The sequence below is a fragment of the Frigoribacterium sp. SL97 genome (genome assembly GCF_026625765.1).
Lineage (GTDB): Bacteria > Actinomycetota > Actinomycetes > Actinomycetales > Microbacteriaceae > Frigoribacterium.
In genome coordinates, this window is the sequence record NZ_CP113062.1 from 2,802,294 (window position 1) to 2,828,010 (window position 25,717).

General features: G+C 72.2%; 21 protein-coding genes. 6 read left to right on the top strand and 15 right to left on the bottom strand.

Annotation, left to right across the window (positions count from 1 at the left end; all coding sequences use genetic code 11):
• Window position 1: 1 nt before the first annotated feature.
• Window positions 2-418: a 30S ribosomal protein S16 gene (gene rpsP / locus OVA02_RS13755; RefSeq protein WP_123570351.1), complete on the bottom strand. Its 417-nt coding sequence runs from the start codon at window positions 416-418 to the stop codon at window positions 2-4.
• 303 nt (window positions 419-721) lie between these two features.
• Here rpsP and OVA02_RS13760 point away from each other — a divergent pair, with 303 nt between their 5' ends.
• Window positions 722-1,867 carry a glutamate--cysteine ligase gene (locus OVA02_RS13760; protein WP_123570352.1) on the top strand — a complete coding sequence of 382 codons (1,146 nt, stop codon included), beginning with the start codon at window positions 722-724 and terminating at the stop codon, window positions 1,865-1,867.
• 91 nt (window positions 1,868-1,958) lie between these two features.
• Here the strand turns inward: OVA02_RS13760 and ffh are convergent, their stop codons facing one another.
• Entirely contained in the window at window positions 1,959-3,530 is a 1,572-nt protein-coding gene (gene ffh, locus OVA02_RS13765; RefSeq protein ID WP_056046198.1) for a signal recognition particle protein, read from the bottom strand.
• 104 nt (window positions 3,531-3,634) lie between these two features.
• On the opposite strand from ffh, the gene lipB reads away from it, so the two are divergent.
• Window positions 3,635-4,318, top strand: a complete 684-nt coding sequence (gene lipB, locus OVA02_RS13770) for a lipoyl(octanoyl) transferase LipB (RefSeq protein ID WP_056046200.1) — start codon at window positions 3,635-3,637, stop codon at window positions 4,316-4,318.
• Window positions 4,315-5,301, top strand: a complete 987-nt coding sequence (gene lipA, locus OVA02_RS13775) for a lipoyl synthase (protein ID WP_056046201.1) — start codon at window positions 4,315-4,317, stop codon at window positions 5,299-5,301. Before lipB ends, lipA begins: the two co-directional genes overlap by 4 nt.
• A gap of 20 nt (window positions 5,302-5,321) precedes the next feature.
• On the opposite strand, the gene ftsY is transcribed toward lipA, so the two are convergent.
• A complete protein-coding gene (gene ftsY, locus OVA02_RS13780; RefSeq protein ID WP_369794381.1) occupies window positions 5,322-6,203 on the bottom strand; it encodes a signal recognition particle-docking protein FtsY in 882 nt (293 codons plus the stop codon).
• Window positions 6,204-6,400: 197 nt separating this feature from the next.
• On the opposite strand from ftsY, the gene OVA02_RS13785 reads away from it, so the two are divergent.
• Together OVA02_RS13785 and OVA02_RS13790 are read left to right on the top strand one after the other, a co-directional pair.
• The gene (locus OVA02_RS13785) at window positions 6,401-7,417 is read left to right on the top strand and encodes a TerC family protein (protein WP_056046204.1); all 1,017 of its coding nucleotides are present in this window, start codon (window positions 6,401-6,403) and stop codon (window positions 7,415-7,417) included.
• An 86-nt stretch (window positions 7,418-7,503) separates the two neighbouring features.
• Window positions 7,504-8,085 (top strand): histidine phosphatase family protein, encoded by a 582-nt coding sequence (locus tag OVA02_RS13790; protein ID WP_056046205.1) that lies wholly within the window; start codon window positions 7,504-7,506, stop codon window positions 8,083-8,085.
• 87 nt (window positions 8,086-8,172) lie between these two features.
• On the opposite strand, the gene smc is transcribed toward OVA02_RS13790, so the two are convergent.
• From smc to OVA02_RS13845, 11 genes are all read right to left on the bottom strand, one after another.
• Window positions 8,173-11,907, bottom strand: a complete 3,735-nt coding sequence (gene smc / locus OVA02_RS13795) for a chromosome segregation protein SMC (RefSeq protein ID WP_056046207.1) — start codon at window positions 11,905-11,907, stop codon at window positions 8,173-8,175.
• A gap of 103 nt (window positions 11,908-12,010) precedes the next feature.
• Window positions 12,011-13,024 (bottom strand): Fpg/Nei family DNA glycosylase, encoded by a 1,014-nt coding sequence (locus tag OVA02_RS13800; RefSeq protein WP_056047661.1) that lies wholly within the window; start codon window positions 13,022-13,024, stop codon window positions 12,011-12,013.
• Between the two features lie 2 nt (window positions 13,025-13,026).
• Window positions 13,027-13,779 (bottom strand): ribonuclease III, encoded by a 753-nt coding sequence (gene rnc, locus OVA02_RS13805; RefSeq protein ID WP_056046210.1) that lies wholly within the window; start codon window positions 13,777-13,779, stop codon window positions 13,027-13,029.
• Between the two features lie 37 nt (window positions 13,780-13,816).
• Window positions 13,817-14,020 carry a 50S ribosomal protein L32 gene (gene rpmF, locus OVA02_RS13810; RefSeq protein ID WP_043593937.1) on the bottom strand — a complete coding sequence of 68 codons (204 nt, stop codon included), beginning with the start codon at window positions 14,018-14,020 and terminating at the stop codon, window positions 13,817-13,819.
• Between the two features lie 71 nt (window positions 14,021-14,091).
• Entirely contained in the window at window positions 14,092-14,679 is a 588-nt protein-coding gene (locus tag OVA02_RS13815) for a YceD family protein (protein ID WP_307785131.1), read from the bottom strand.
• A gap of 11 nt (window positions 14,680-14,690) precedes the next feature.
• The gene (locus tag OVA02_RS13820; protein WP_267658699.1) at window positions 14,691-16,871 is read right to left on the bottom strand and encodes a DUF3488 and transglutaminase-like domain-containing protein; all 2,181 of its coding nucleotides are present in this window, start codon (window positions 16,869-16,871) and stop codon (window positions 14,691-14,693) included.
• Window positions 16,872-17,003: 132 nt separating this feature from the next.
• Window positions 17,004-18,332 (bottom strand): DUF58 domain-containing protein, encoded by a 1,329-nt coding sequence (locus OVA02_RS13825; RefSeq protein ID WP_267658700.1) that lies wholly within the window; start codon window positions 18,330-18,332, stop codon window positions 17,004-17,006.
• Between the two features lie 2 nt (window positions 18,333-18,334).
• Entirely contained in the window at window positions 18,335-19,366 is a 1,032-nt protein-coding gene (locus tag OVA02_RS13830; protein ID WP_420709596.1) for an AAA family ATPase, read from the bottom strand.
• Window positions 19,367-19,395: 29 nt separating this feature from the next.
• A complete protein-coding gene (coaD, locus tag OVA02_RS13835; protein ID WP_056046215.1) occupies window positions 19,396-19,878 on the bottom strand; it encodes a pantetheine-phosphate adenylyltransferase in 483 nt (160 codons plus the stop codon).
• Window positions 19,879-19,959: 81 nt separating this feature from the next.
• Window positions 19,960-22,170, bottom strand: a complete 2,211-nt coding sequence (locus tag OVA02_RS13840; protein WP_267658701.1) for an ATP-dependent DNA helicase RecG — start codon at window positions 22,168-22,170, stop codon at window positions 19,960-19,962.
• Window positions 22,171-22,231: 61 nt separating this feature from the next.
• On the bottom strand, window positions 22,232-23,938 hold the full coding sequence (locus OVA02_RS13845) for an acyl-CoA dehydrogenase family protein (protein WP_123570362.1): 1,707 nt from the start codon (window positions 23,936-23,938) through the stop codon (window positions 22,232-22,234).
• Window positions 23,939-24,088: 150 nt separating this feature from the next.
• On the opposite strand from OVA02_RS13845, the gene rsmD reads away from it, so the two are divergent.
• Window positions 24,089-24,664 carry a 16S rRNA (guanine(966)-N(2))-methyltransferase RsmD gene (rsmD, locus tag OVA02_RS13850; RefSeq protein WP_056046219.1) on the top strand — a complete coding sequence of 192 codons (576 nt, stop codon included), beginning with the start codon at window positions 24,089-24,091 and terminating at the stop codon, window positions 24,662-24,664.
• A 27-nt stretch (window positions 24,665-24,691) separates the two neighbouring features.
• On the opposite strand, the gene thiL is transcribed toward rsmD, so the two are convergent.
• Window positions 24,692-25,711 (bottom strand): thiamine-phosphate kinase, encoded by a 1,020-nt coding sequence (thiL, locus tag OVA02_RS13855; protein WP_267658702.1) that lies wholly within the window; start codon window positions 25,709-25,711, stop codon window positions 24,692-24,694.
• Window positions 25,712-25,717: the final 6 nt, after the last annotated feature.

Here is a 25,717-nt window from a genome sequence, read left to right on the forward strand (position 1 = left end):
ACTACGCCTCGGTGGTCTCGGCGTCGTCGCTGGACTCGGCGGGAGCCTCGGCCTTGGCCGCGGGCTTCTCGGTCTTGGGCACGAGGACCGGCTTCTTCTTCTCGTCGGCGACGAAGGCCTCTTTCGGAGCCTTGGTCTTGACGGTGCTGACGGCGTCGGCGTCGCCCTTGAACTTGCCCCAGTCGCCCGTGAGCTTCAGCAGAGCGGCGACCTGCTCGGTCGGCTGAGCGCCGACGCCGAGCCAGTACTGCGCACGCTCGGACTCGACCTCGATGAACGAGGGCTCCTCGGTGGGGTGGTACTTGCCGATCTCTTCGATGACGCGACCGTCACGCTTGGTGCGCGAGTCGGCAACGACGATGCGGTAGTAGGGGGCGCGGATCTTGCCCATGCGCTTGAGACGGATCTTGACAGCCACAATTCTCCTGTGTGATGTGATGTGGGCGAGTTGCCAGCCGTGAGCGTGGGGGCACACTCGGCTCGAAAGCTCTGATGGGAGTCGAACGTCGTCTGATTAGAGGGTCGGACGACAGAAGACTCGACCTCCCATTGTTGCAGACGAAAGGCCATCTGCACGAATTGCGTCCCGTCGTGTCCGGCACCGCGCCTCCTCGGCGTCACCGGACGTCACGGGCGGCGCAGGCCGGCCCGCCGGACGGCCCCGACCGGCACCCGACTGGCAGGATGGAACCGCCCTGACGCCCATGGGAAGGCCACGCGGATGCGCATCGATTTCACGACCTCAGAGCGGTCGACCCTCGGCGTCGAGTGGGAGCTCGCCCTCGTCGACCACGAGTCGGGAGAACTGGCGCCGCACGCCCCGGCGATCCTCGCCGACCTGGCCCACGTCAACGACGGCGGTCCGGAACGGTTGACCACCGAACTGCTCACCAACACGGTCGAGGTCGTCACGGGCGTGCACCGTCGGGTCGCCGACGCCGTCGACGACCTCAGGGGCACGATCGACCTGGTCCGGGGCCCGGCCTCCGTGCTCGGCGCCGACCTCATGTGCGCCGGGACGCATCCCTACAGCCGCTACGCCGACCAGGAGGTGACGCCCGACAAGGAGCGTTACGCCACCCTGATCGACCGGACGCGGTGGTGGGGCCGCCAGATGATGATCTGGGGCGTCCACGTCCACGTCGGCATCGACGACCAGGACAAGGTGCTGCCGATCCTCAACGGCATGCTCACCTACCTGCCGCACTTCCAGGCGCTGACGGCGTCCAGCCCGTTCTGGGTGGGCGAGGAGACCGGGTACGCCTCGAACCGCGCCCTGATGTTCCAGCAGCTCCCGACGGCGGGCTTGCCGCCCCAGTTCGCGACCTGGTCCGAGTACGAGGCCATGGTCGCCGACATGACCCACACCGGCGTGATCGACGACCACAGCGAGTTGCGCTGGGACCTCCGCCCCTCACCGAAGTGGGGCACCCTCGAGACGCGCGTCTTCGACGGCATCGCGACGACCGACGAGCTCGCCGCCGTGACGGCACTGGTGCAGTGCCTCGTCGACGACATGTCCGAGCGGCTCGACCGCGGCGAGACCCTGACGAGCATGCAGCCGTGGTTCGTCCGTGAGAACAAGTGGCGCGCCGCCCGCTACGGCATGGACGCCATCGTGATCCAGAACGCGGCCGGCGACGAACGACTGGTGACGGACGACCTGCGCGAACTCGTGACGTCGCTCGAGCCGGCGGCCGAACGCCTCGGCTGCCTCGACGAACTGCACTCGCTCGCGACGATCACCGACCGCGGGGCCAGCTACCAACGTCAGCTCACCGTCGCCGCCGCGCACGGGGGCGACCTGCGCCCCGTCGTGGCGTCGCTGGTCCGCGAGTTCGACGAAGGGCTGTCCGCAGCCGAGTGACCAGCCGCCTGCGGTGCGGCGGGCACACGACGACGCCCGCCCCGCAGCAGGCGGGGCGGGCGTCGAGGGCCGTCAGGAGGCGCGGGTCGGCTCAGCCGCGTCCGAGCATCTTCTGCAGCGACGCGAGTTCTTCGGGTGAGGGCGCCGCGCCACCCGCGGCGGCCCCGCCGCCGCCGAGCCCGAAGCCCGAGCCGCCCGGAGCCGAGGACGCCGACCTGGCACTCGTGGTGAGGGCGGCGTTCTGTGCGGCACGCTTGGCCGGGTTGCCGGCCTTTGAGCCCTTCTTCTTGGGCTGCGCCTTCTTGCCGGCGTACGAGGCCCCGGGGATCGGCCCCATGCCGGGCACCTGGGGCACGCCGCCCTTGGCGACGGTCTTCATCATCTTCGACGCCTGCTCGAAGCGCTGGACGAGCTGGTTGACGTCGGTGACCGTCATGCCCGAACCGCGGGCGATGCGGAGGCGACGCGAGCCGTTGAGCAGCTTGGGCATCGCTCGCTCTTGCTTGGTCATCGACTGGATGATCGCCTCGGTGCGGACGATCTCGCGTTCGTCGAAGTTCTCGAGTTGCTCGCGCATGCCCTTGGCACCCGGCAGCATCCCGAGCATGCCCTTGATCGAACCCATCTTGCGCAGCTGCTGCATCTGCGTGAGGAAGTCGTCGAGCGTGAAGGAGTCGGTCGCGATCTTCTGCGCGACCGCCATCGCCTCTTCTTCGTCGAAGGCCTGCTGGGCCTGCTCGATGAGCGAGAGGATGTCGCCGAGGTCGAGGATGCGGCTCGCCATGCGGTCGGGGTGGAACGGCTCGAAGTCGTCGAGCGACTCGCCCGTCGAGGCGAACATGATGGGGCGGCCGGTGACCGAGGCCACGCTGAGTGCGGCACCACCGCGGGCGTCTCCGTCGAGCTTGGAGAGCACGACGCCGGTGAAGTCCACCCCGTCTTGGAAGGCCTTGGCGGTCGCGACGGCGTCCTGACCGATCATCGCGTCGATGACGAAGAGCACCTCGTCGGGATCGACCGCCTTGCGGATGTTCGCGGCCTGCTTCATGAGCTCGGCGTCGACGCCGAGACGGCCGGCCGTGTCGACGATGACGGTGTCGTACTGCTTGTCGCGGGCGTACTTGATGGCCTGCTTCGCGACTTTGACGGGGTCGCCGACGCCGTTGCCCGGCTCGGGCGCGAAGACGTGGGCACCGGCCTGCTCACCGACGACCTGCAGCTGCGTCACCGCGTTGGGGCGCTGGAGGTCGGCCGCCACGAGCATGGGCGTGTGGCCGTCCTTCGCGAGCCACTTGGCCAGCTTGCCCGCGAGGGTCGTCTTGCCGGCACCCTGGAGGCCCGCGAGCATGATCACGGTCGGCGGGTTCTTCGCGAACTCGAGCCGGCGCTGCTGACCACCGAGGATCTGCACCAGTTCTTCGTTGACGATCTGGACGACCTGCTGCGCCGGGTTCAGGGCCTTGCTGACCTCGTCGCCGAGGGCGCGGTCGCGGACCGTGTTCGTGAAGGCCTTGACGACGTCGAACGCGACGTCGGCGTCGAGCAGGGCACGACGGATCTCACGCACGGTGCCGTCGACGTCGGCGGGGCTCAGCTTGCCCTTGTTGCGGAGGTTCTTGAACGTTTCCGCGAGGCGGTCGGAGAGGGTTCCAAAAGTGGCCATGGTGCGCCCATCTTAACCGACCGTCGGCCTCCTGTGCTGCGTGGCCGCGCCTCCTCGGTCCGTCGTTGTTGTACCGAGTGCATCAATGGGCTTAGCCTCGGCGTGTGACCACGACGCGACGCACGGGCCTCACGGGCCCGCCACTCGACTACGACGAGGGCCTGCGCCTGCAGCGCGAGCTGCACGCCGACGTCGTGGCCGGCCGGCTGGACTCGGCCCTCGTCCTCTGCCAGCACCCGTCGGTGTACACGGCGGGCACGCGGACGCAGCCCGCCGACCTGCCGCGCGACGGCTCCCCCGTGACCCGGGTGGACCGCGGCGGACGCATCACGTGGCACGGCCCCGGCCAGCTCGTGGCGTACCCGATCGTGCGCCTGCCCGAACCGCTGGACGTCGTCGCCCACGTCCGGGCGCTCGAGGCGTGCCTGATCGCCGTGTGCTCGGGCGTCGGGGTGTCGGCCGTCCGCGTCGAGGGGCGCAGCGGCGCCTGGGTGCGCGGACCGCTCGGCGACGAGAAGGTCGCGGCGGTCGGCGTGCGGGTCGCCGAGGGAGTGACGATGCACGGCGTCGCCCTCAACTGCGACGCCGACCTGTCGTCGTACGCCGGGATCGTGCCCTGCGGCATCACCGACGCCGGCGTGACCAGCCTGACCCGCGCCTCCGGGAGGCGCGTGGCCGTGACCGACGTCGCGGACGCCCTCGAGACCTCCCTGACCGCCTACCTGACCAGCCTCGAGACCGCCGGCCGCGTGCCGGCCCGACCCGACCCCGTGGGAGCCCACCGATGACGACGACCGCCCCCGAGGGACGACGCCTGCTGCGCGTCGAGGCCCGCAACGCCGAGACCCCGATCGAGAAGAAGCCGACCTGGATCAGGACGACCGCGAGGCAGGGCCCCGAGTACCGCGCCCTGACCGAGCTCGTGGTCGACAAGAAGCTGCACACGGTCTGCCAGGAGGCCGGCTGCCCGAACATCTTCGAGTGCTGGGAGGACCGCGAGGCCACGTTCCTGATCGGCGGCTCGCAGTGCACGCGGCGCTGCGACTTCTGTCAGATCGACACGGGCAGGCCGAGCCCGATCGACCGCCGCGAGCCCCTCTCGGTCGCCGAGTCGGTGCGCGAGATGGGGCTGCGCTACGCGACCGTGACAGGCGTCGCGCGCGACGACCTCGACGACGGAGGCGCGTGGCTCTACGCCGAGACCATCCGTCGCATCCACGAGCTGAACCCGGGCACGGGGGTCGAGATCCTCGTCCCCGACTTCAACGGTCGCCCCGACCTGCTCGCGCAGGTCTTCGACGCCCGTCCCGAGGTCTTCGCCCACAACGTCGAGACCGTGCCGCGCATCTTCAAGCGCATCCGCCCCGCGTTCACCTTCGAGCGGTCGCTCGACGTCATCCGGCAGGGGCACGACGCCGGCCTAGTCACCAAGTCGAACCTCATCCTCGGCATGGGCGAGGATCGCGACGAGGTGATCGACGCCCTCGAGCGCCTGAGGGAGGCGCACACCGACGTCATCACGCTGACCCAGTACCTGCGTCCCAGCCCGCGACACCTGCCGGTGGCGCGATGGGTGCACCCGGACGAGTTCGTCGACTTCCGGGAGATCGCGGAGGACATGGGGTTCAGCGGCGTGCTGGCCGGGCCGCTCGTGCGCTCGTCGTACCGGGCGGGCCGCCTCTGGGCGAGGGCGACCGAGGCGCGGGGCGAGGTCGCGCCCGAGGCCCTGCGACACCTGCTCGAGGCCGGGGCCGGGCGCCAGGCCGTGTGACCCGTGCCCGCCGGGGCTCGCTACGCGATGAGGTTCTGGACGAACACGTGCGGCGTGAAGCCCGTGAGGTCGCCGATGCCTTCGCCCTGCCCGACCAGCTTGATCGGGATGCCCGTCTGTTCTTGCACCGCGAGGACGAAGCCGCCGCGGGCCGAACCGTCGAGCTTCGTCAGCACGAGGCCCGTGACCCCGGCGTGCTCGATGAAGGCCTGCGCCTGGGCGAGGCCGTTCTGACCCGTCGTCGCGTCGAGCACGAGCAGCACCTCGGCGATCTCGGTCTGCTTCTCGACGACGCGCTTGATCTTGCCGAGCTCGTCCATCAGGCCCGACTTCGTCTGCAGGCGCCCGGCGGTGTCGATCAGGACGATCTCGATGCCCTCGCGCATGGCGAGCTCGACCGTCTGGAACGCCACGGACGCGGGGTCCTGCCCCTGTTGCTGCGGGCGGACGATGCGCGCCCCCGCCCGATCGGCCCAGGTCGCGACCTGCTCGACGGCCGCGGCCCGGAACGTGTCGGCCGCGCCCACGACGACCGAGCGGTCGTAGTTGCGGAGGAACTTGGCGAACTTGCCGATGGTGGTCGTCTTGCCGACGCCGTTGACGCCGACCATGAGCACGACGGCGGGTCGCGCGCTGAGCTTCAGGGTCGAGTCGAGCTTGGAGAGGCGCTCTTCGAGGGTCTCGCGCAGCATGCGCTTGAGGTCGGCGGGGTCGGTGGTCGAGTAGCGCTGCACCTTCGCCTGCAGGTCGTCGATGATCTGCTCGGTCACGTCCGGGCCGAAGTCGGCGCCGATCAAGGCGGCCTCGAGGTCGTCCCACGTGGTCTCGTCGATCGTCTTCTTGGCGAACATGCCACGGAGGGCACCGGAGAGGGACCAGGGAGAAGCCATGCGGGCCAGCATATTCGGCCCCGGGCGAGACCGCGGACGTGCAGAGGCTGTAAGCTCGCCAGGTTGAAGGGGAGTACTCCCACGCGGTGGCGTCGTCAATACGGAAGAGACCGATCTCGACCCGGTGCACCGGTTCGCAGCCGTCCTGATCAGGACGCGTCGCGAGTGGAGGAGACCTTCGGTACCCGCTGCGTACTGGAGGTACACACATGGACGTCCACTTCTTGACCTGGGCGATCACCATCGCCGGCATCATCGGCCTGCTGTTCTTCGACTTCTTCAGTCACGTGCGCACGCCGCACGAGCCGACCATCCGCGAATCGGCCATCTGGTCGGGCGTCTACATCGGCATCGCCGTCCTGTTCGGCGTCGGGGTCGGCGTCTTCTCGAACTGGACCTTCGGTGGCGAGTACTTCGCCGGCTACATCACCGAGAAGGCCCTCTCGGTCGACAACCTGTTCGTCTTCCTCATCATCATGACGAGCTTCGCGGTGCCCCGCATCTACCAGCAGAAGGTGCTGCTCGTCGGCATCGCCATCGCCCTGCTGTCGCGTGGTCTGTTCATCGCGGCGGGCGTCGTGATCATCGAGAACTTCTCGTGGGTCTTCTACCTCTTCGGCATCCTGCTCTTCTGGCTCGCCTACAGCCAGGTCAAGGGCGGCCACGGCGACGACGAGAAGGACGAGGCGGACAGCAAGCTCATCCGCGCCCTGCGCCGCGTCATCCCCACCTCGCAGGACTACGACGGCCAGAAGCTGACCACCAAGGTCGACGGCAAGCGCCTCTTCACCCCGCTCTTCCTCGTGATGGTCGCGATCGGCCTGACCGACGTGCTCTTCGCGCTCGACTCGATCCCGGCCATCTTCGGCCTCACGCAAGAGGCCTACATCGTCTTCACGGCGAACGCGTTCTCGCTGCTCGGCCTGCGCCAGCTGTACTTCCTCATCTCGGGCCTGCTCGAGCGCCTCGTCTACCTCGCCCAGGGCCTCGCGGTCATCCTCGCCTTCATCGGCGTCAAGCTGCTGTTCCACGCCCTGCACGTCAACGAGGTGCCGTTCATCAACGGCGGCGAGCCGATCACCTGGATCCCCGAGATCCCGATCTGGTTCTCCCTCGGCTTCATCGTGCTGACGATCGCCGTCGCGACCGTCGCCAGCCTCGCGAAGACCCGTCGGGACGCCCGCGCGAAGGCCGGCGTCACGGCGAGCACCGACGACGACCACTGATCCCCCGACGGGCGGTCCCCACCGGGGCCGCCCGTCGCCACTCCCCGCGGCACCCCCGCGGCCGCACCACGGAACGGAACACCCCGATGCGCCTCGAACTCATCCGCCACGGTCAGACCGACTGGAACCTCGCCGACAAGCTCCAGGGCTCCTCGGACATCCCCCTGAACGACACGGGCCGCGGCCAGGCCCTCGAGGCGGCTCGCCTGCTGGCCGGCGTCGAGTGGAGCGCCATCGTGTCGTCGCCGCTCGGGCGTGCCCGCGAGACCGCGGAGATCATCGCCGCCGAACTGGGCATCGAGCTGGGTGACGCCTACGACGAACTGATCGAGCGCGACTACGCGTCGCACGAGGGCCGCACCCCCGAGTCGCCGATCCCCGACCAGCCGAACGCGGACTACCCCGACATCGAACCGCGGGAGTCGGTCGCGGCCCGCGGCCTCGGCGCCCTCGAGATGATCCGCGACACGCGGCTGCCCCTCGACGGTGACGACGCCCACATCGTCGTCGTCTGCCACGGCACGATCATCCGGTTCACCCTCGCCGAGATCCTCGGTCGCGAGGTGCCGCACATCGAGAACGCCGCGGCGAACACGGTCGAGTGGGACGGCACCGCCTGGCACGTGCTGAGCATCAACGGCGGGGTCGTCGACACGCCGATCGACTGACACCCCGGTGCCCCACGGGGCGCGACGAGAACGCAGGAGGCGCGGCCACGCAGGTCGCGCCTCCTGCGTTTCACGTCGGGGCCGGGCTCAGGAGGCGTCGGCGATGTCGCGCTCGGCCGTGCCGCCCGCGGCGGTGCCGGGCTCGGCGACGACGCGCTGGCCGACGACGGCACTGACCCCGTCCTGACGCATCGAGACGCCGTAGAGCGCGTCGGCGATCTCCATCGTGCGCTTCTGGTGCGTGATGACGATCAGTTGGCTCGACTCGCGGAGGTCCTCGAAGATCGTCAACAACCGGCCGAGGTTGGCGTCGTCCAGGGCCGCCTCGACCTCGTCCATGATGTAGAACGGGCTCGGCCGGGCCTTGAAGATCGCGATCAGCAACGCCACGGCGGCCAACGACCGCTCGCCCCCGGACAGCAGCGAGAGCCGCTCGATCTTCTTGCCGGCGGGCTTCACCGTCACCTCGATCCCGGTCGCCAGCAGGTCGTCGGGGTCGGTCAGGTGGAGCGAACCGCTGCCCCCCGGGAAGAGGATCGGGAAGACCCGGTCGAAGGCGGCCTGGGTGTCGGCGAACGCGCTCGCGAAGATGGTCTGCATCTTGTCGTCGATCTCGTCGATGATCGTCAGCAGGTCCGCGCGGGTGCCGGTCAGGTCGGAGAGCTGCTCGGTCAGGAAGAGATGGCGCTGCTCGAGCGCCGCGAACTCCTCGAGGGCCAGGGGGTTCACCCGGCCGAGCCGGGCCAGCTTCTTCTCGGCCACGGCGAGCCGGCGCTGCTGCGTCGCCCGGTCGAAGGGCACGCCCCGAGGAGGCGCGGTGGCGGTCCCGGCGAGGGGCGCGTCGTCGAGGCCGGCGGCACCGTCGGCTCCCCGGGCGGCACGGCCAGCGCCGTCCCCCGTGGCGTCGTCCTCGCCCGCGGCGCCGTCCTCGCCCGCGGCGTCGACGTCGACCAGGTCGACCTCGTCGTCCACGGACGGGCGGGTCGCGACCTCGTCGTCGCTCGGCACGAGGACGTGTGGGCCGTACTCGGCGACGAGGACGTCCTCGACGAGGCCGAGCTCGGAGCCGGCCCGTTCGAGCAGCCCGGACAGGTGAAGAGTCTTCTCGTAGATCTCCATCTCGAGGCCGTGCACGCTCTCGGTCACGGTGGCGAGCCGGTCGCGCAGCTCGCGCTCGGCTCCGCGGAGCGCCTGCAGCTCGGTGTTCTGCTCGGTCCGGGCCGCCTCGGCCTCCGCCAGGACCGCGCGCGCCTCGGCCACCGACCGGGCCGCGGCGTCCAGGGTCGGCGGCAGGGCCTCGAGCACGGACGACGTGGCGGCCATCTGGCGATGCCGCACCACCGTCTGACGGGCCTGGAGTTCGGCGGCCGCCCGCTGCTCGTCGAGTTGTCGCTGCAGGGCCTCGGCCCGGGCGATCTCGGCCCGGACCCGTTCGCGGACGGTCTCGAGGGCGATGCGGCGCTCGGTCTCGACGGCGCGCGCCGTCTCGACCTCGGCCAGCAGGCCGTCGCGCGCCGACGCGTCGAGCAGCGGACGCGGGCGGGCGGCGTGTTCGTCGTGGGCGGCCGCCGCGGCGTCGACGGCGCGGCTCGCGGCGTCGACGGCCTCGACCGACGCGTCGAGCGCGACCGAGAGCCGATCGACCTCGGCCTCGGCGGCCTCGACCCGGGCACGCAGACGACCGAGCTGCTGCCCGTGGGAGGTGACCCGCGCCTCCTCGTCCCGGGCGGCGGCCGCTGCCTCTTTCGCTCGGGTACGCGTCGTGGCGAGCCGTTCCCGGAGCTCGGCGAGCCCGGGAGCGAGCCGCTCGATCTCGGTGGCCACGCCGGTGAGCCGCTCGGCGGCCGCATCGCGCTCGGCGACGAGCTCGAGACGCGACCGCTCGACGCCCGACCCGCCGCGCAGCACGTAGTCGGTCAGCACCTCGCCGGCCCGCGTGATGACGGTCACGGGGATCGGGTGGCCGGCGAGTGCCCGCCAGGCCGAGCGAGCGACCGCGAGGTCGTCGGCCACGACGGTGGCGGCCAGCAGTCCGAGCACCCCGGGAGGCGCGGTGACGACGGCCGTGGCGGCGACGGTCCCGGCCGGGAGATCGACGTCGAGCGTCGACCGGAGCCGCTCGGGCTCGGCCACGACGACCTCGACCCGACCGAGCTCGGCCTCGGTGGCGTGCGCGACCGCGTCGACGGCGGCCTCGACGTCGTCGGCCAGCACCGAGTCGACCACGCTGCCGAGCGCCGCCGCGACGGCGGCCTCGTAGCCGGGACTCACCTGGACGTGCTCGGCCACCAGGCCGCGGATGCCCGGTCGGCCCGCGGCGACCAGGGCGGCCGTGGCGTCGTTCTGGTCGAGGGCCAGCGAGAGCGCGCTGCGGCGGGCCGCGAGGGCGTCGCGCTCACGCTCGGCCGCGTGCAGGCGGTCGCGCCGCTCGTCGACGCTCGCCGTGAGGGTCGACAGCTGTTCTTCGGCCTCGGCCTGGACGGCGGCGTGGTCGACGCCGTCGGCGTCGGCCCGCGGGGACCGCTGCTCGAGCTCGGCGTACTCGGCCCGCCCGGCGTCGCGACGCGCCTCGGCGGCCTCGAGTGCCGCGCGCTGCCGCAGCTGCTCGCCCCGGACGGCCGCGAGCCCCGACCGTGCCGCCTCGAGGGCGCCGCGCAGGCGGGTCGCCTCGAGGTCGTGCTGCGAGACGAGGACGCTCTGGGCCTGGATCTCGACGTCGAGGGCGTCGAGGGAGGCCCGGGCCGTGGCCAGGTCGGCCCCGGCCTGCCCCACCGCCGCCTCGGCCTGCGAGACGTCGCCGCGCAGGCGCTCGGCCTCGTCGCGGGCGTCGGCGACCATGCCCGAGCTGACGGTGGTCGCCACGGCGGGTCGGTCCCCCTGCTGAGCGAGCAGCTGGAGTCGCTGCTGCGCGAGGCTCGACAGGCTGCGCAGGCGCTCGTGGACCGATTCGAGTCCGAAGACCACCCGGCGGGCCTCGTCGACGGCGTCGCCGACCATGGCCTGCTCGAGGCGGTGCTCGCGCTGCTTGTTCTCGTCCAGGCGGCCCTGCAGGACGAGGCGCTCGCTCTTGCGCTCGGCCTCGCTGCTCGACCGGGCCGTGAGCGACTCGCGGAGGGCGACGACCTCGTCGGCCAGCAGACGGGCGCGGGCGTCGCGGACGACCGCCGCGATGGTCTGCGCCTCACGGGCGATCTCGGCCTGGCGCCCGAGCGGCTTGAGCTGGCGGCGGATCTCGCCCGCGAGGTCGCTGAGGCGCGTGAGGTTCGTCTGCATGGCCTCGAGCTTGCGGAGGGTCTTCTCCTTGCGACGACGGTGCTTGAGGATGCCGGCGGCCTCCTCGACGAAGCCCCGGCGGTCCTCGGGAGTGGCGCGCAACACGGCGTCGAGCTGCCCCTGCCCCACGATGACGTGCATCTCGCGGCCGAGGCCGGAGTCGCTGAGGAGCTCTTGCACGTCGAGCAGCCGACAGCCCTCGCCGTTGATGGCGTACTCGCTGCCCCCGTTGCGGAAGAGCGTCCGACTGATCGTCACCTCGGTGTAGTCGATGGGCAGGGCCCCGTCGGAGTTGTCGATCGTCAGCACGACCTGCGCCCGACCGAGCGGACCGCGGGTCGACGTGCCGGCGAAGATGACGTCCTCCATCTTGCCGCCGCGCAGGTTCTTCGCCCCCTGCTCGCCCATCACCCAGGCGAGGGCGTCGACGACGTTGCTCTTGCCCGAACCGTTCGGGCCGACGACGCAGGTGACCCCCGGCTCGAAGGCGAACGTGGTCGCGGAGGCGAACGACTTGAAGCCCTTGAGCGTGAGGCTCTTCAGGTACATGCGCCGCGCCTCCTCGGGACTCGTGACGGGTGGTGACCCGCGCTCAAGGATAGGGGCGGAGGCCCCGCGGACCGGGGAGGCGGACGCCCCCGGCCGTCGGGGTTCAGCGCGTGCGCACTCGCTGGCAGCGGGGGCAGAAGTGGCTCGACCGGTTCATGAAGGCCTCGCGCACGATGAGCGTGCCGCACCGAGGGCACGGACGCCCCTGCTGCCCGTACGCCGCGAGGCTGTGGCTGAAGTAGCCCGACTGGCCGTTGACGTTGACGTACTGGGCGTCGAAGCTCGTGCCCCCCTCGCCGAGGGCCTTGAGCAGCACGACCCGCACCTCGGCCAGCAGCACCCGCGCCCGAGCCCTCGACAACGACTCGGTGGGCTGTTCGGGGTGGACCCGCGCGGCCCAGAGGCTCTCGTCGGCGTAGATGTTGCCCACCCCGCTCAGCAGACCCTGGTCGAGGAGCGCCCGCTTCACCGCCGTGCGGCGGTCCAGCAGACGGGTGATCACCCGCGCTTCGTCGAAGGCGGGGTCGAGCGGGTCGCGCGCGATGTGCGAGACCTGCTGCGGGACGCGGCGCACCCAGGCGGCCGGGTCGGCGTCGGTGCCGACGGCCGTGGTGGCGGTCGTGGTGCCGGGTGTGGCCTCCCCCGCGGCCAGGACGTCGGAACCCAGGAGGCGCGGGCCGGCGAACCCCGCCGCGCGCCCGTCCAGGGTGGGCACCGTCTCGTCGAGGGCCATCGAGCCGAAGATGCGCTGGTCGACAAAGGCGAGCCGCACGGGGCCGAGCGACGGGCTCTCGACGTCGAGCCGGATGCGCATCAGACGGTCGGGCTCGGCATCCCGGCTGCGGAGCAACACCTGCCCGCTCATGCCGAGATGCGCGACCAGGGCCAGGGGCTGCTCGTGCCGCTCGACCGGTTCGAAGGGGAACCAGAGGAACTTGCCCCGGCGGACGGCCGAATCGATCGTGCCGCCGACGAGCCGGTCGACGAAGTCGTCGCTCGGACCACGGTGTCGCTTGAGCGACCGCTGGTCGAGCACCTCGACGGCCGTCACCACGGCGCCGGACACCACCGGGTGCAGACCGGCACGGACGACCTCGACCTCGGGCAGTTCGGGCACGGTCAGTCGACGGAGGCGGCGGCCCGACGGGCGGCGGCGACGCCGGCAGCCGACGCGTTGAGGGACGTCCACGCCCCGAGGGCGGCGGCCATCTCGGCCTGCTTCTTGCTGCTGCCGGACCCCTCGGCGACTCCCTGGTCGTCGCCCAGGGCGACGACGGCGTGGAACCGTTTGTCGTGGTCGGGCCCGCTGTCGGTCACCGAGTACGAGGGCATGCCCCGGCCGAGGGTCGCTGCCAGTTCTTGCAGGCTGGTCTTGGGGTCCATCGCGGCGCCGAAGCGATCCGGGTCGACCAGCAGAGGAGCCACGAGACGCAGCACGAGCGCCGTGGCGGCTTCACCGCCGGCCTCGAGGTAGGTCGCCCCGATGATGGCCTCGACCGTGTCGGCCAGGATCGAGTGCTTGTCGCGACCACCGGTCAGCTCTTCGCCGCGACCGAGGCGCAGGTGCGGGCCGAGGCCGATGATCCGCGCCACCTCGGCCAGGGCGACGGTGCTGACCAGGCTGGCCCGACGTTTGGCGAGGTCGCCCTCGTCGAGGTCGGGGTTCTCGGTGAAGAGCATGACCGTGACGGCCTGGCCCAGGATCGAGTCGCCGAGGAACTCGAGGCGCTCGTTGTTGCCCACGCCGCCGTGCTCGTACGAGTACGACCGGTGGGTCAGCGCCTGGTCGATCAGGTCGTCGCTGAGCTCGATCTGCAGTCGGGACAAGAGAACAGCCCGGTCGGCACCAGGGCTCGACTCGGGCTGACTCATGCGCTCACCGCGAGGGTGGACGGGTTCACGTCGGTGATCAGACGTCGGCGACCTTGCGGCCCTTGTACTCCATGTACAGGGCAGTGCCGGCGCTGTCCTCGACGACCTTGGCACGGTGCGGGAGGCTGTAGGTGACCTTGCCGTTCTCGATCGTCTTGACGAGCTGGACCGGCGTGGCCTTCCACTGCGAACGACGAGCGTGCGTGTTGGAGCGTGACTGCTTGCGCTTCGGGACGGCCATGGGTTTCTCTTCTCTCTGTCGGCACCCTCACGGGTGCCTGGGTCTGACGATGGTGGGTGACGCGGTGGTGTTCAGTGCTGCTCGTCGGCCGGGCGCTGGTCGTCGTGACCGGTGCCCTGTGACGTGCCGTCGGCGGGTGCCGATTCAGCCTGGAACCCTGCCAGTGCCGACCAGCGGGGGTCGGCGATCTCGCGGGGCTGGTAGTCGGGGATGTCGTCCACGCGCTCGCCCGTTTCGGGGTCGAGGCCCGGACAATCCGGCCGACAGACCGGCTGGAAGGGCAGTGACAGAACCACTGCGTCTCTGACCACGGGTTCAAGATCCACGTGATCGTCTTGAACCTGATAGTCAAAAGCTTCGTCGACATCGTACGCGAAAAGCTCGGCGAAATCGACTTCGACGGGCTCGGAGATGTCACGGAGGCACCGGCTGCACTCGCCGACCGCCGTGCCCGACACGTGTGCGGACACCAGGATGCCGTCGTGCAGCCCCTCGAGCTTGACGTCGATAGCGATCTCGGCACCCTTCGGCACCGAGATCTGGCCCTCGCCGAGTTTCTCGGGCACGACGACGTCGAGCTCGTGCTCGCGCATTTCGCCCGGACGGTGCACGAGGTCGAACACCGGGACGGTGTAGGGGGTCTGGGTGAAATGAGGCACGAACGAAGAGTTTACGCCGTCGAGCCGGACGCCGCCTCCGTGCCCCCGACGAGCGACCGCGGCGCGATCGTGGCGGTGAGTCGCTGCCCCACGGACGACGAGGCACGGAGCCCGGCGATGACCCGACGCGCGTCCGCCTGCACCCGTCGGGCGGCCGATTCGGCCCCGAAGCGCTCGGCCTGCAGGGCGTCCAGCAGCGCGACGGACGCGGCCCGCGCCTCCTGGGCCGTGGCCGTCCGGCCGGCGGACGGTGCCGGTGACGTCGTCGCCGTCGCCGCGGCACCGTCGCCGAGAGCCGCCAGTCGCTGCGCCAGCAGGTCGACGACGGCCGGAGGGGTCATCGCGGCCGTCACCGGGACGCCGAGGTCGCGAGCGGTGTCGACCACCTCGTGCCAGGCGTGCAGGGCCAGGTCGGGAGGCGACGCCGACAGGCGGCGGCGACGGCGACCGGCCCGCAGCCCCGAGGGAACGACGAGGGCCGCCAGCGCGAGCGCCGCGAGCACCGACAGGGCGATCGTCGGCACGGGACCGCCGCCGGCTCCCTGGCCGGAGGCGGTCGACGTCGGCGTGGCACTCACGCCCGGGACCGCGCTCGTCGGGGCGGCCGACGCCGAGGGCGCCGTGCTCGCGTCGGGCGCGGTGCTGGCGTCGTCGCTCGGGACGTCGCTCGGTTCGACGCCGGTCTGCTGCAGGTACTGCTGCGGTGCGCCGAGGCCGACGGTCGGCTCGAAGGGGACCCACCCGAGTCCGGCGAAGTACAGCTCGGGCCAGGTGTGCAGGTCGTCGCTGCTGACCCGGAACGCGGCGTCGTCGCCGACGCCCTGCAGGTCGCCCGGCAGGAAGCCCACGGCCACCCGCGACGGGATGCCCAGCGTCCGCGCCATGACGGCCATCGCCGAGGCGAAGTGCACGCAGTACCCGCTGCGGACCTGCAGGAACGTCTCGATCGCGTCGAGGCCGCTGCCGTCGTAGCCGCGCTCGACCGGGGTGTCCTCCGAGTAGGTGAAGTCGCCGTCGCGGAAGAAGTCCTGCAGCTCGACGGCCGCGTCGAAGGGGTTCGCGGAACCGGCCGTCACCTGCGCCGCGAGGTCGGTGACGGACTGCGGCACCTCGTCCACCGAGAGATAGGGCGCCATGTCGGGCCCCGTGTCGTCGAGCGAGGCGACGACCTGCTCGGGGCTGGGATCGACGGGCCGGCTCGTCACCTCGTACTCGAGGCCCTGCGTGCCCTCGGAATCGCTGCGGACGGTGACGCCGCTCTCGTCGACGAACCGCCACCCGTCGTCCAGGCCCTCGATGGTCGCGGGCGGCACCGGCACGGGCAGGTACGGGCTGCGGAGCGCCCCGATCGTGACGTCGGTCGTGACGTCGCGTCGAGCGGTGCCGGGGTCGATGCCGGGAGCGTCGGGCAGCGCGTCGAGCGTGTTGAGCGGGTCGAGCGGCACGTCGGCGGGGCTCCAGGTGCGGCCCGAGAAGTCGACGAGGTCGACGAGCTTGAGGTAGCTGCCCTGCGGGTCGTCGGTCCGGTACGACAGGACGGTGACCGGGGCCCCCCGCCGGAGGTCGTCGCCGAGGTCGATGATCGGGTTGACGCCGGTCGCGAGTCCGGTCCCGGTGCCCGAACCGGTCAACGGCGCCACGCCCGTGAGCGGGACGACGGCCGTCAGCAACCCCGCCACGGCGACGGACGCGGCGGCTCCGACGAGGCCGGCGCGCGAGGGTCGTCGGCCGGTGGACACCATCAGCAGCACCAGGAAGGCCAGCACGGTGGCCACCACCCAGGGCCAGCTCGTGACGACGCCCGGGACGAAGGTCGGCACCGCCAGCACGAGGGCGGGGAAGACCCCGGTCACGACCGGCAGCTGCCCCACCGACGACAGCAGGTCGGTGACGACGGCGATGACAAGCACCGAGAGGGCGACCGTGACCAGCAGGCCGTCGTTGACCTCGACGGGGGCCGAGCCCTCGACGATCGCCGCGTTCGCCTGCGCGGACAGCTCGGGGAGGCGCGCGAAGGTGGACCCCGTCGGCACGACGCCCAGCAGGGCCGTGCCGCCTGAGGCGAACGCCGTCGTGACGAGGGCGCCCAGCACCGCCCCACCGACGACGCCCAGCCAGGAGGCGCCCCCAGCGCCCGCACGACGAGGGAACCGCCCAGCACGACGGCGGCCACCACGGCCCCGGCCACCCACCAGCCGATCCCGACGAAGACGGGGTGCAGGCTCGCGAGCGACAGGACGAGCACGAGCCAGAGCAGGGCCGTGGTCTGCCCGCGAACGGCGCCCGTGGGCTCGGCACCGAAGAACCCCGTGCGGGTCGGCGACTCAGTCATCGAGGACTCCCGACGTCGTGATCAGGCGGCCGACGTCGACGCTCGAGTCGGTCTCGACGACCCGCCAGCCCGAGTCGCGCAGCGTACCGGCCACCTCGTCGGGGGCCAGCACGCGGTCGTCGGCCCGAGCACGACCGTCGGCGGGGCGGGTGGGTCGCGAGGTCAGGCCGGCGCCGAGGGGCAGCGCGGCCGTGACGACGACCGCGACCGCCGACGACCCGGGGGCCCTCGAGGCGACGAGCAGGTCGAGGTCGGGTCGGCCCAGCCCGGAGACGACCGCCACGACGGGCTCCCGGGGTGACGGGGCCGGAGCGGGCGCCCCGGGCGCGTCGTCAAGCCGCAGGTCGGCGAGGTCGTCGAGGAACATCGTGGGCGAGTCGGGATCGTGCCGGGCGACGAGCGTGCCGCCGGGTGTCGTCAGCACGGTCGCCGAGCCCGCGTGGCCCACCTCGACCGCGACCGTCGCGGCGAACGACACCGCCCATTCGAAGGCGTCGCTGACGAGAGGAATCGCGGCCGACGCCGCCCTGACCCCGACGCTGCTCGTCGGGGGCAGGGTCGGACGGGCGTCCGGCCATCCCTCGGCCGCGACGGCGATGACGACCCGCGCACTCGGCAGGCCGTGCTGCTCTTCTTGCCGCACCATGAGCTCGCCGTGCCGTGCCGTGGCCTTCCAGTGCACCCGTCGCATCGGATCGCCCCGGCGGTACTCGCGGGTGACCGGATCGTCCTCGCCGCCGGCCAGGCTGTGCTCGCGCTGACGCCTCGACCCGTCGCCCAGCGCACGGGACTCGCGGCCGAGTCCCACCTCGACGACCTCGGGCACCACGACGAACTCCGCCACGCCGGAGGCCACGACCCGTCGACGGGCCACGCCGTACGACTCGACGAGGTCGACGTGCAGCGGGCCGATGCGGTGTCGGCCGCGCGGCAGGTCGTGGTGGCGGAAGACCGCCGAGGAGGCGCGGCCCGGCACCAGCAGGACGGCTGCGGCCTCGGCGTCGGACAGTCGTCCGAACGGCAGCTGTTCGCGGACCCGCACGGTGCCGGAGGTCCGCCCCCCACGAGGGAGGACCGCGACCGTCTCGACGGCGGACCACCCCGCGACGCCCCGGTCGGGAGTGAAGCGACGGGTGACCCGCACGTCGGCCGTGCGGAACAGCAAGGAGATCGTGACGGCCACGATGAGCACGACCAGGGTCGTGCCGGCGAAGACGAGGGCGGGGGCCTGGAGCAGCCAGCCCACGAGCACGACCAGCACCCCGGCGGCGAGCACGCCGACGCCACGGCCGGTCGGCCTGGGGACCCCACCCCGTCCCATGCTCAGCGCGCGTCGGCCGCGTCGCCGAGCGGGACGGCGGTCTGCTCGACGATCTCGGCCACGAGGTCGTAGGCCGCCGAGGCGGCACCGGCACCGGCTCGACCGGCGAGGATCACCCGGTGACCGAGGACGGGACCGGAGAGGGCGTCGACGTCGTCGGGGACCACGTAGCCGCGGCCGTTGAGCGCGGCCCAGGACTTCGCCGCGCGCATGAGCTGCAGGGTCGCGCGGGGACTGGCCCCGAGCCGCACGTCGGGGTGGACCCGGGTCGCCTGGACGATCCGCACGGCGTACTCCTCGACGGCCTGGGCGGTGTAGACGGTGCGGACGGCGGCGATCATGCGCGTGAGCTCGTCGAGCGACACCAGCGGGCGCAGGGTGTCGAGAGGGCTGACCCGCTCGCGTTGCTGCAGCATGCGCAGCTCGCTGCGGGCGTCCGGGTACCCCAGCGAGATGCGGGCCATGAACCGGTCGCGCTGGGCCTCGGGCAGGTTGTAGGTGCCCTCCATCTCGACGGGGTTCTGCGTCGCCACGACGAGGAAGGGCGACGGGAGGGGATGCGTGATGCCGTCGACCGTCACCTGGCGCTCTTCGAGGCTCTCGAGCAGCGCCGACTGCGTCTTCGGCGAGGCACGGTTGATCTCGTCGCCGATGACGACGTTGGCGAAGACCGGACCGGGCTTGAACTCGAAGCCGCCGCTCTGCCGGTCGTAGACCGAGACGCCCGTGATGTCGCTCGGCAGCAGGTCGGGGGTGAACTGGATGCGGGTCACGGTCGCGTCGACGGCCTTGGCGAGCGCTCGGGCGAGCTGGGTCTTGCCGACGCCGGGGACGTCCTCGATCAGCAGGTGGCCCTCGGCGAGCAACACGGTCAGCGCCGTCGAGATGGCGCCGTCCTTGCCGTCGATGACGGTGGCCACGGCCTCGAGGACGCCCCGTGCCCGCTGCTGGACCTCGTCGAGCGACATCGTGGGCCCGGAGCCGGCCGCCCGGACGTCGGCGGGCTCGACGGTGGGGTCGTTGGTCGTGGTCATCGCGGCGTCCTCGTCGGGTGGGGTCGGGGTCAGGTCGTGCTGAGGTAGGCGGCGACGGCCGCCGGAACGTAGGGCGACACGTCGCCGCCGAGCGAGGCCACCTGTCGCACCAGCGAGCTCGACACGTGCGCGTGGGCGGGATCGGGCAGCAGGAAGACGGTCTCGACACCGGCCAGACTGCGGTTCATGATCGCCATCGGGGTCTCGTAGGCGACGTCGACCTGCGAGCGGATGCCCTTCACGAGCACGCTCGCCCCGACCTCGGTGCAGTAGTCGACGAGCAACCCGACGCTCCAGCTGTGCACCGTGACGGTGTCGGGCAGCCCCGCCGCCCGGAGCGACTCGGTGAGCAACGAGACCCGCTGCGCCAGGGGCAACAACGCGCTCTTCTCGGGGTTGTGCACCACGAGGACGTGGACCTCGTCGAAGATGTTGGCGGCCCGGGCGATCACGTCCACGTGACCGAGGGTCACCGGGTCGAACGAACCCGGGACGACGGCGATCCTGCTCATCCGGTCACTGTAGCCCGCCGACCCCGGACGGATGCCCAGGGCGAGGACCGGGTCGAGGACGCGTCACGCGTCACCACCGGCTCAGTTCTTGCCCATGGCCTCGCGGCCCCGGTCGTCGAGGCGCCGCGCGATGGCGGCGGCGAGGGCGGGGTGGTCGACCAGGCGGGGATCGGCGTCGAGGACCTCGGCCGCGTGCTCGCGGGCGAGTCCGATGAGGTCGCCGTCGCGGGCGACCCTCAGCAGCCGGAGCGACGAGCGGCCGCCCGACTGGAGGTTGCCGAGCACGTCGCCCTCTCGGCGCAGGTCGAGGTCGACCTGCGCGAGCTCGAAGCCGTCGAGTGTGGCCGCGACCGCGTCGACCCGCTCGCGGGCCACGGTGTCGGCCGCCGCGTGGGTGACGAGCAGGCAGAGGCCCGGGTGGCCGCCACGGCCGACGCGGCCGCGCAGCTGATGGAGCTGCGAGACGCCGAAGCGGTCGGCGTCGAGCACGACCATGGTCGAGGCGTTCGGCACGTCGACCCCCACCTCGACGACCGTCGTCGCGACGAGGACGTCGATGTCGCCGGCCGCGAAGCGGCGCATGACGTCGTCCTTCTCGTCGGACGACATGCGGCCGTGCAGGGGCTCGACCCGCAGGCCCTGCAACACGGGGATGGTGGGCAACCGGGCCATGACCCCCTCGACGCTGGCGCGTTCCGGCGCCGGTGCGTCGGAGGGCTCGGCACCGTCGGGGTCGTCACCGGGCACGACCTCGGCGTCGGGCGGGTCACCCGGCTCGGCCGTCACCGCGTCGATCGCCGGGCACACGACGAAGACCTGTCGCCCCTTCGCGACCTCTTCGGCCGAACGTTGCCAGATGCGGCCGCCCCAGGTCGGGTGGTCGGCCAGGGGGACGACGAACGACTCGATCGGCTGACGGCCCTTCGGCAGCTCGGCGATGGTCGAGACGTCGAGGTCGCCGAAGACCGTCATGGCCACGGTGCGTGGGATCGGCGTCGCCGTGAGGACGAGAACGTGCGGCGGCGTGGCACCCTTCTTGCGGAGCGCCTCGCGCTGGTCGACGCCGAAGCGGTGCTGCTCGTCGACGACGACGAGGCCGAGGTCGAAGAACTCGACGGCCTCGCTGATCAGTGCGTGGGTGCCCACCACGACGTGCGCCTGCCCGCTGACGATGGAGAGCAGTGCCTTCTTGCGCTGGGCCACCGTCATCTGGCCGGTCAGCAGGGTCGGGCGCAGTCGGGCGGCGAGGTCGGGCCCGAGGGTGGCCGTGATCGACCGCAGGTGCTGAGCCGCGAGCACCTCGGTCGGAGCCAGCAGGGCCGACTGCCCACCGCTCTCGGCCACGGCGAGCATCGCCCGGAGGGCGACGAGGGTCTTGCCCGAGCCGACCTCGCCCTGCACGAGGCGGTTCATGGGCACCTCGGCCTCGAGGTCGCGGGTGATCTCGTCGCCGACCAGGCGCTGGTCACCCGTCCGCTCGAACGGCAGGGCCGCGTCGAAGACGGCGAGCAGGCCGTCGGGGGCGGCACGACGGGGGGTCGCGGCCGATCGACGCACGAGGGCCCGCTGTTGGAGCAGCGCGCTCTGCAGCACGAAGGCCTCGTCGAACCGCAGGGTGTCACGAGCCGTGAGGTGGTCACGATCGCTCTCGGGCCGGTGGATGCGCTCGTACGCCTCGGACACGGGCATGAGGTCGAGCTCGGACCGGACCGACGCCGGCACCGCGTCGTTGATCGGCGGCAGTCCGTCGAGCAGCACCTCGACCGACTTCTGCACCTGCCAGGACGCCACGGAGGCGCTGGCCGGGTAGATCGGGATGGGCTGCTTCGCCCACTTCTGGGCCTGCTGGTCGCCGACCCCGGCGACGGCCTCGTGCGAGGCGTCGAAGAGCTCGTAGTCGGGGTGCGCGAGCTGACGGAGCCCCCGGTAGTCGCCGACCTTGCCCGCGAAGATGCCGCGGGCGCCGGGCACGAGGTCCTTCGCCCGCCAGGCCTGGTTGAAGAAGGTGAGCGTGAGGATGCCCTGGCCGTCGCCGATGCGCACCTCGAGGATCGACCCGCGCCGGGCCCGCATCGTGCGTTCGCGGACGTCGAGCACCTGGGCCACGATGGTGACGGACTCGCCGAGCGGCAGCTGGTCGAGGGCCGTGAGCTCGCCCCGGCGGGCATAGCGCCGAGGGAAGTGCGTCAGCAGGTCGCCGACCGTGCGCAGGCCGAAGGCCTTCTGCAGGGCGGTGGCCGTCCGGCCGCCGAGGGCCCCGGCCAGCGACGCGTCGAGGGGTGAGTCGGGCACGCACACCACGCTAGCGCCCGCCCCCGACAGCGCCCGCCCCCGGCGGACGCGCCGCCCGGCGTCAGAGGGTGAAGGAGTACCCGCCGGAGGCGCGGGTCGCCTTCGCGAGGTCGGCCCCGTGCCCGTCGTCGTTGACCTCGAGGGCCCTCAGCTGCCGCCCCACCCCGCGCGCGGACTGCTTGCAGAAGCCGACGGCGAGGTGACGCTCCGCGTCGGAGTCGGCCCGCGCCTCCTGGAGGGCCGTCGAGGCGCGGGACAGGACGGCCGTCTGCGCGTAGATGCCGCTCGCCGCGTCGGCGAGGCGCTTCTGCACGAGCTGCTTCTCCTGGACCTTCTTGCCGTGCTTGCGGAGCGCGCCCTCGGTGCGCTCGCGCAGTCGCGAGACCTGGTCGCCGAGCTCGGCGGCCTGCTTGGCGAGCGCGGGATGGACCCCGACCGGCCGTTCGGGCCGGATGCGACGCTGGACGCGGCCCGCGACGTACGGCGCGAGCACCCCGAGCGCCCGCCCCGGGTCGCCGATGCGGAGCGACGCCACGTCGGGCAGTTCCTCGCTGAGCGTCTTGAGCCCGTTGAGGGCGACGAACGCGCGGAGGACGTCGTTGGCCCCCTCGAAGATCGGGAAGATCCGGAAGTCGCGCAGGGCCTTCGACAGCGGGTGACCTTCCATGTACGCCTCGCCGCCGTGCAGCTGGACGGCCCGGTTGAGGGCGTACCAGCCGGTGTCGCTCGCCGCGACCTTGGTCAGGGCGGATTCCAGGGCGAAGTCGGTGTCGCCGCGGTCGACGAGGCCCGTGGTCAGGTACGACATCGATTCGACGCCGTAGATCTGCTGGGTCATCCACGCGAGCTTGTCGCCGACCATCTCGAAGTCCGCGAGCGGTCTGCCGAACTGGTGCCGCGCCTCCGTGTGCTCGAGGCTCAGCTCGAGGAACCGCTTCATGCCGCCCGCGATGGCCGTGCCCATCGACATGCGACCGTTGTTGAGCGTGTTGACGGCGATGCGGAAGCCGTCACCGGGCTCGCCGAGCAGGTTCTCGGCGGGCACGCGGACGTCCTTGAAGTGCACGCGCTGCAGGTGGTTGGCCTTGAGGCCGTGCGTCTCGAACCGCGGGCCGGCGCTCAGCCCCTCCATGCCCTTCTCGACGATGAGCGCGACGTGCCCGAGGTCGCTCTGCGCGAAGACCGTCAGGACGTCCTTGTCGCCGTTGCCGATCCACCGCTTCTCGCCGTTCAGGAGCCAGCTGCCGTCGCTCTGCCGCTCGGCCCGGGTCTCGAGCGCGTAGGCGTCGCTGCCGACGTTCGGCTCGGTGAGCACGAACGCCGCGAGCTTGCGGCCGCTCGCCAGGTCGGGCAACCAGCGGGCCTTCTGGTCGTCGGTGCCGAAGAGGTGCAGCGGCTTGGTGCCGATCGACTGGTGCACCCCCATCACCGTGGCCAGGGTGCCGTCGACCCGACCGAACTCCTCGTACACGCGGCAGTAGGCGCTCTGGCCGAGCCCGAGACCGCCGTACTCCTCGGAGACGAAGAGTCCCATCAGGCCCCGCTCGCCCAGCTCGCGCACGAGGTCGTCGCCGATCCACCCCTCGCGTTCCGCCTTCAGCGGGTCGTAGCCGGCGAGCACCTCGCGGGCGGACGCGGACACCGTCTCGACCCGGGACTTCTCGGCCGCCGTCATGTGCGGGTACGGGAAGGCGAGTTCGGAGGCGATGCGCCCCGCGAACAGCGACTTGGTGAACGAGGGCCTCACGGTGCGATCGACGCTGGTCATGGGACCCGATGCTGCCGACGCGGGCGGGCGGCGACAACTCGGTTGTGCAGGTCCGACGACCGGGCGCGGGAGTCGACGGTCGCGCGTTGTCGGGATGCTCGAACCCGACGGGCGACGGGTGGCGGGCGTCGACCTGGCAAGGTTGACCCCATGTCCCGCATCATCTCCGGCTTCGCCGACAACCTCTCGCTCGTCGTACCCAAGGTCGGGACGCGGCCCACGAGCGACCGGGTCCGCGAGGCGCTGTTCTCGTCGCTGGACGCGCGCGACGAGATCCGGGGTCGGCGCGTCCTCGACCTCTACGCCGGGACGGGCGGCCTCGGGCTCGAGGCGGCGTCGCGAGGAGCCGCCTCGGTCGTGCTGGTCGAGAAGGCCCCCGGCGCCGCGAAGGTGCTGCGTCGCAACGTCGAGTCGGTGCTGGCCCGGGCTCCCCGCCCGCCGCGCGGCACTCCCCCGCGCGTCGACGTCGTGACCCAGCCCGTGCGGTCCTACCTCGAGGGCGGCTCGGCTCTCGTCGACCTCGTCTTCTTCGACCCGCCCTACGAGTTGTCGGCCGCCGACCTCACCGCCGACCTCACGGCCCTGCTGCCCTCGCTCGACGATCAGGCCCTCGTCGTGGTCGAGCGCGCCTCGCGCGACGGCGAACCGGGCTGGCCCGAGGGCCTCACCCTCGACGTGAAGAAGCAGTACGGCGACACGACCGTCTGGTTCGCGCTGCGCGACTGACCCCCGCAGGAGGCGCGGGTCGGCTCGTCAGCCCTGCGCCCCCGACCACAGGCGGTACGGGTCCCACCCGCCGGCCTCGCCGGGTTCGGAACCGTCGACGGTGACGCGGGGCGCGCCTCCTGCCGGGTCACGGACCGTGCCGACGGCGCGGAACCCACCGGGCAACGCCACGTCGGGCGGGAACGTGGCGAACAGGGAGTGGTCCTCACCACCCGAGAGCGCGAGCCGTGGGTCGTCGCCGAGGGCAGGGCCCCACAGGTCGACCACGACACCGCTGGCGCGGGCCACCCGACCGGCGTCGAGGGCGAGGCCGTCCGACAGGTCGAGCATGGCGGTCGCCCCTGCCAGCGCCGCCGAGCGGCCGTCGGCCACGGGCGGGGTCGGGGCGAGGTGCCAGCCGACGTCCGGGTCGCGCTCGCGCAGGGCGGCGGCCGCGGCGGTGTCGGGCGACCCGTCGTGGTCGACGCCGAGACGGAACAGCAGGTCGAGCCCCCGCGCCGAGCGGCCGAGCGCGCCCGACACGGCGACGACGTCGCCGACGCGCGCCCCGTCCCGCCGCACGGGCGCGCGCCCCTCAAGGTCACCGAACGCCGTCACCGCGACCGTGAAGGTCGGCGACACCGAGAGGTCGCCGCCGACGACCCCCGCGCCCGGGGCCATCACGGAACACCCCGCGCGCAGACCGTCCGCGAAGGCCTCGAGTTCGGTGACGCCCGTGTCGCCGGGCACCGCGAGGGCGACCACCAGCGCCGTGGGCCGAGCGCCCATCGCCGCGACGTCGGACAGGTTCGACGCCGCGGCCTTCCAACCGAGGTCGTACGACGTCGACCACGCGCGCCGGAAGTCGGGGCCGTGCACCATGAGGTCGGTCGTCACGACGAACCGACCGTCGGGCGCCGCGACGACGGCGGCGTCGTCACCGGGACCGAGCAGCGTGTCGTCGCCGCGGGGCAGGCGGGGCAGGATGCGGGCGAGGGTGGCGAGCTCGCCGACGCCCTCGACGGCGTCGGCGTCGTCCGGGCGGGGGTCCGTGGAGCGTCGTTCCATGTGCTG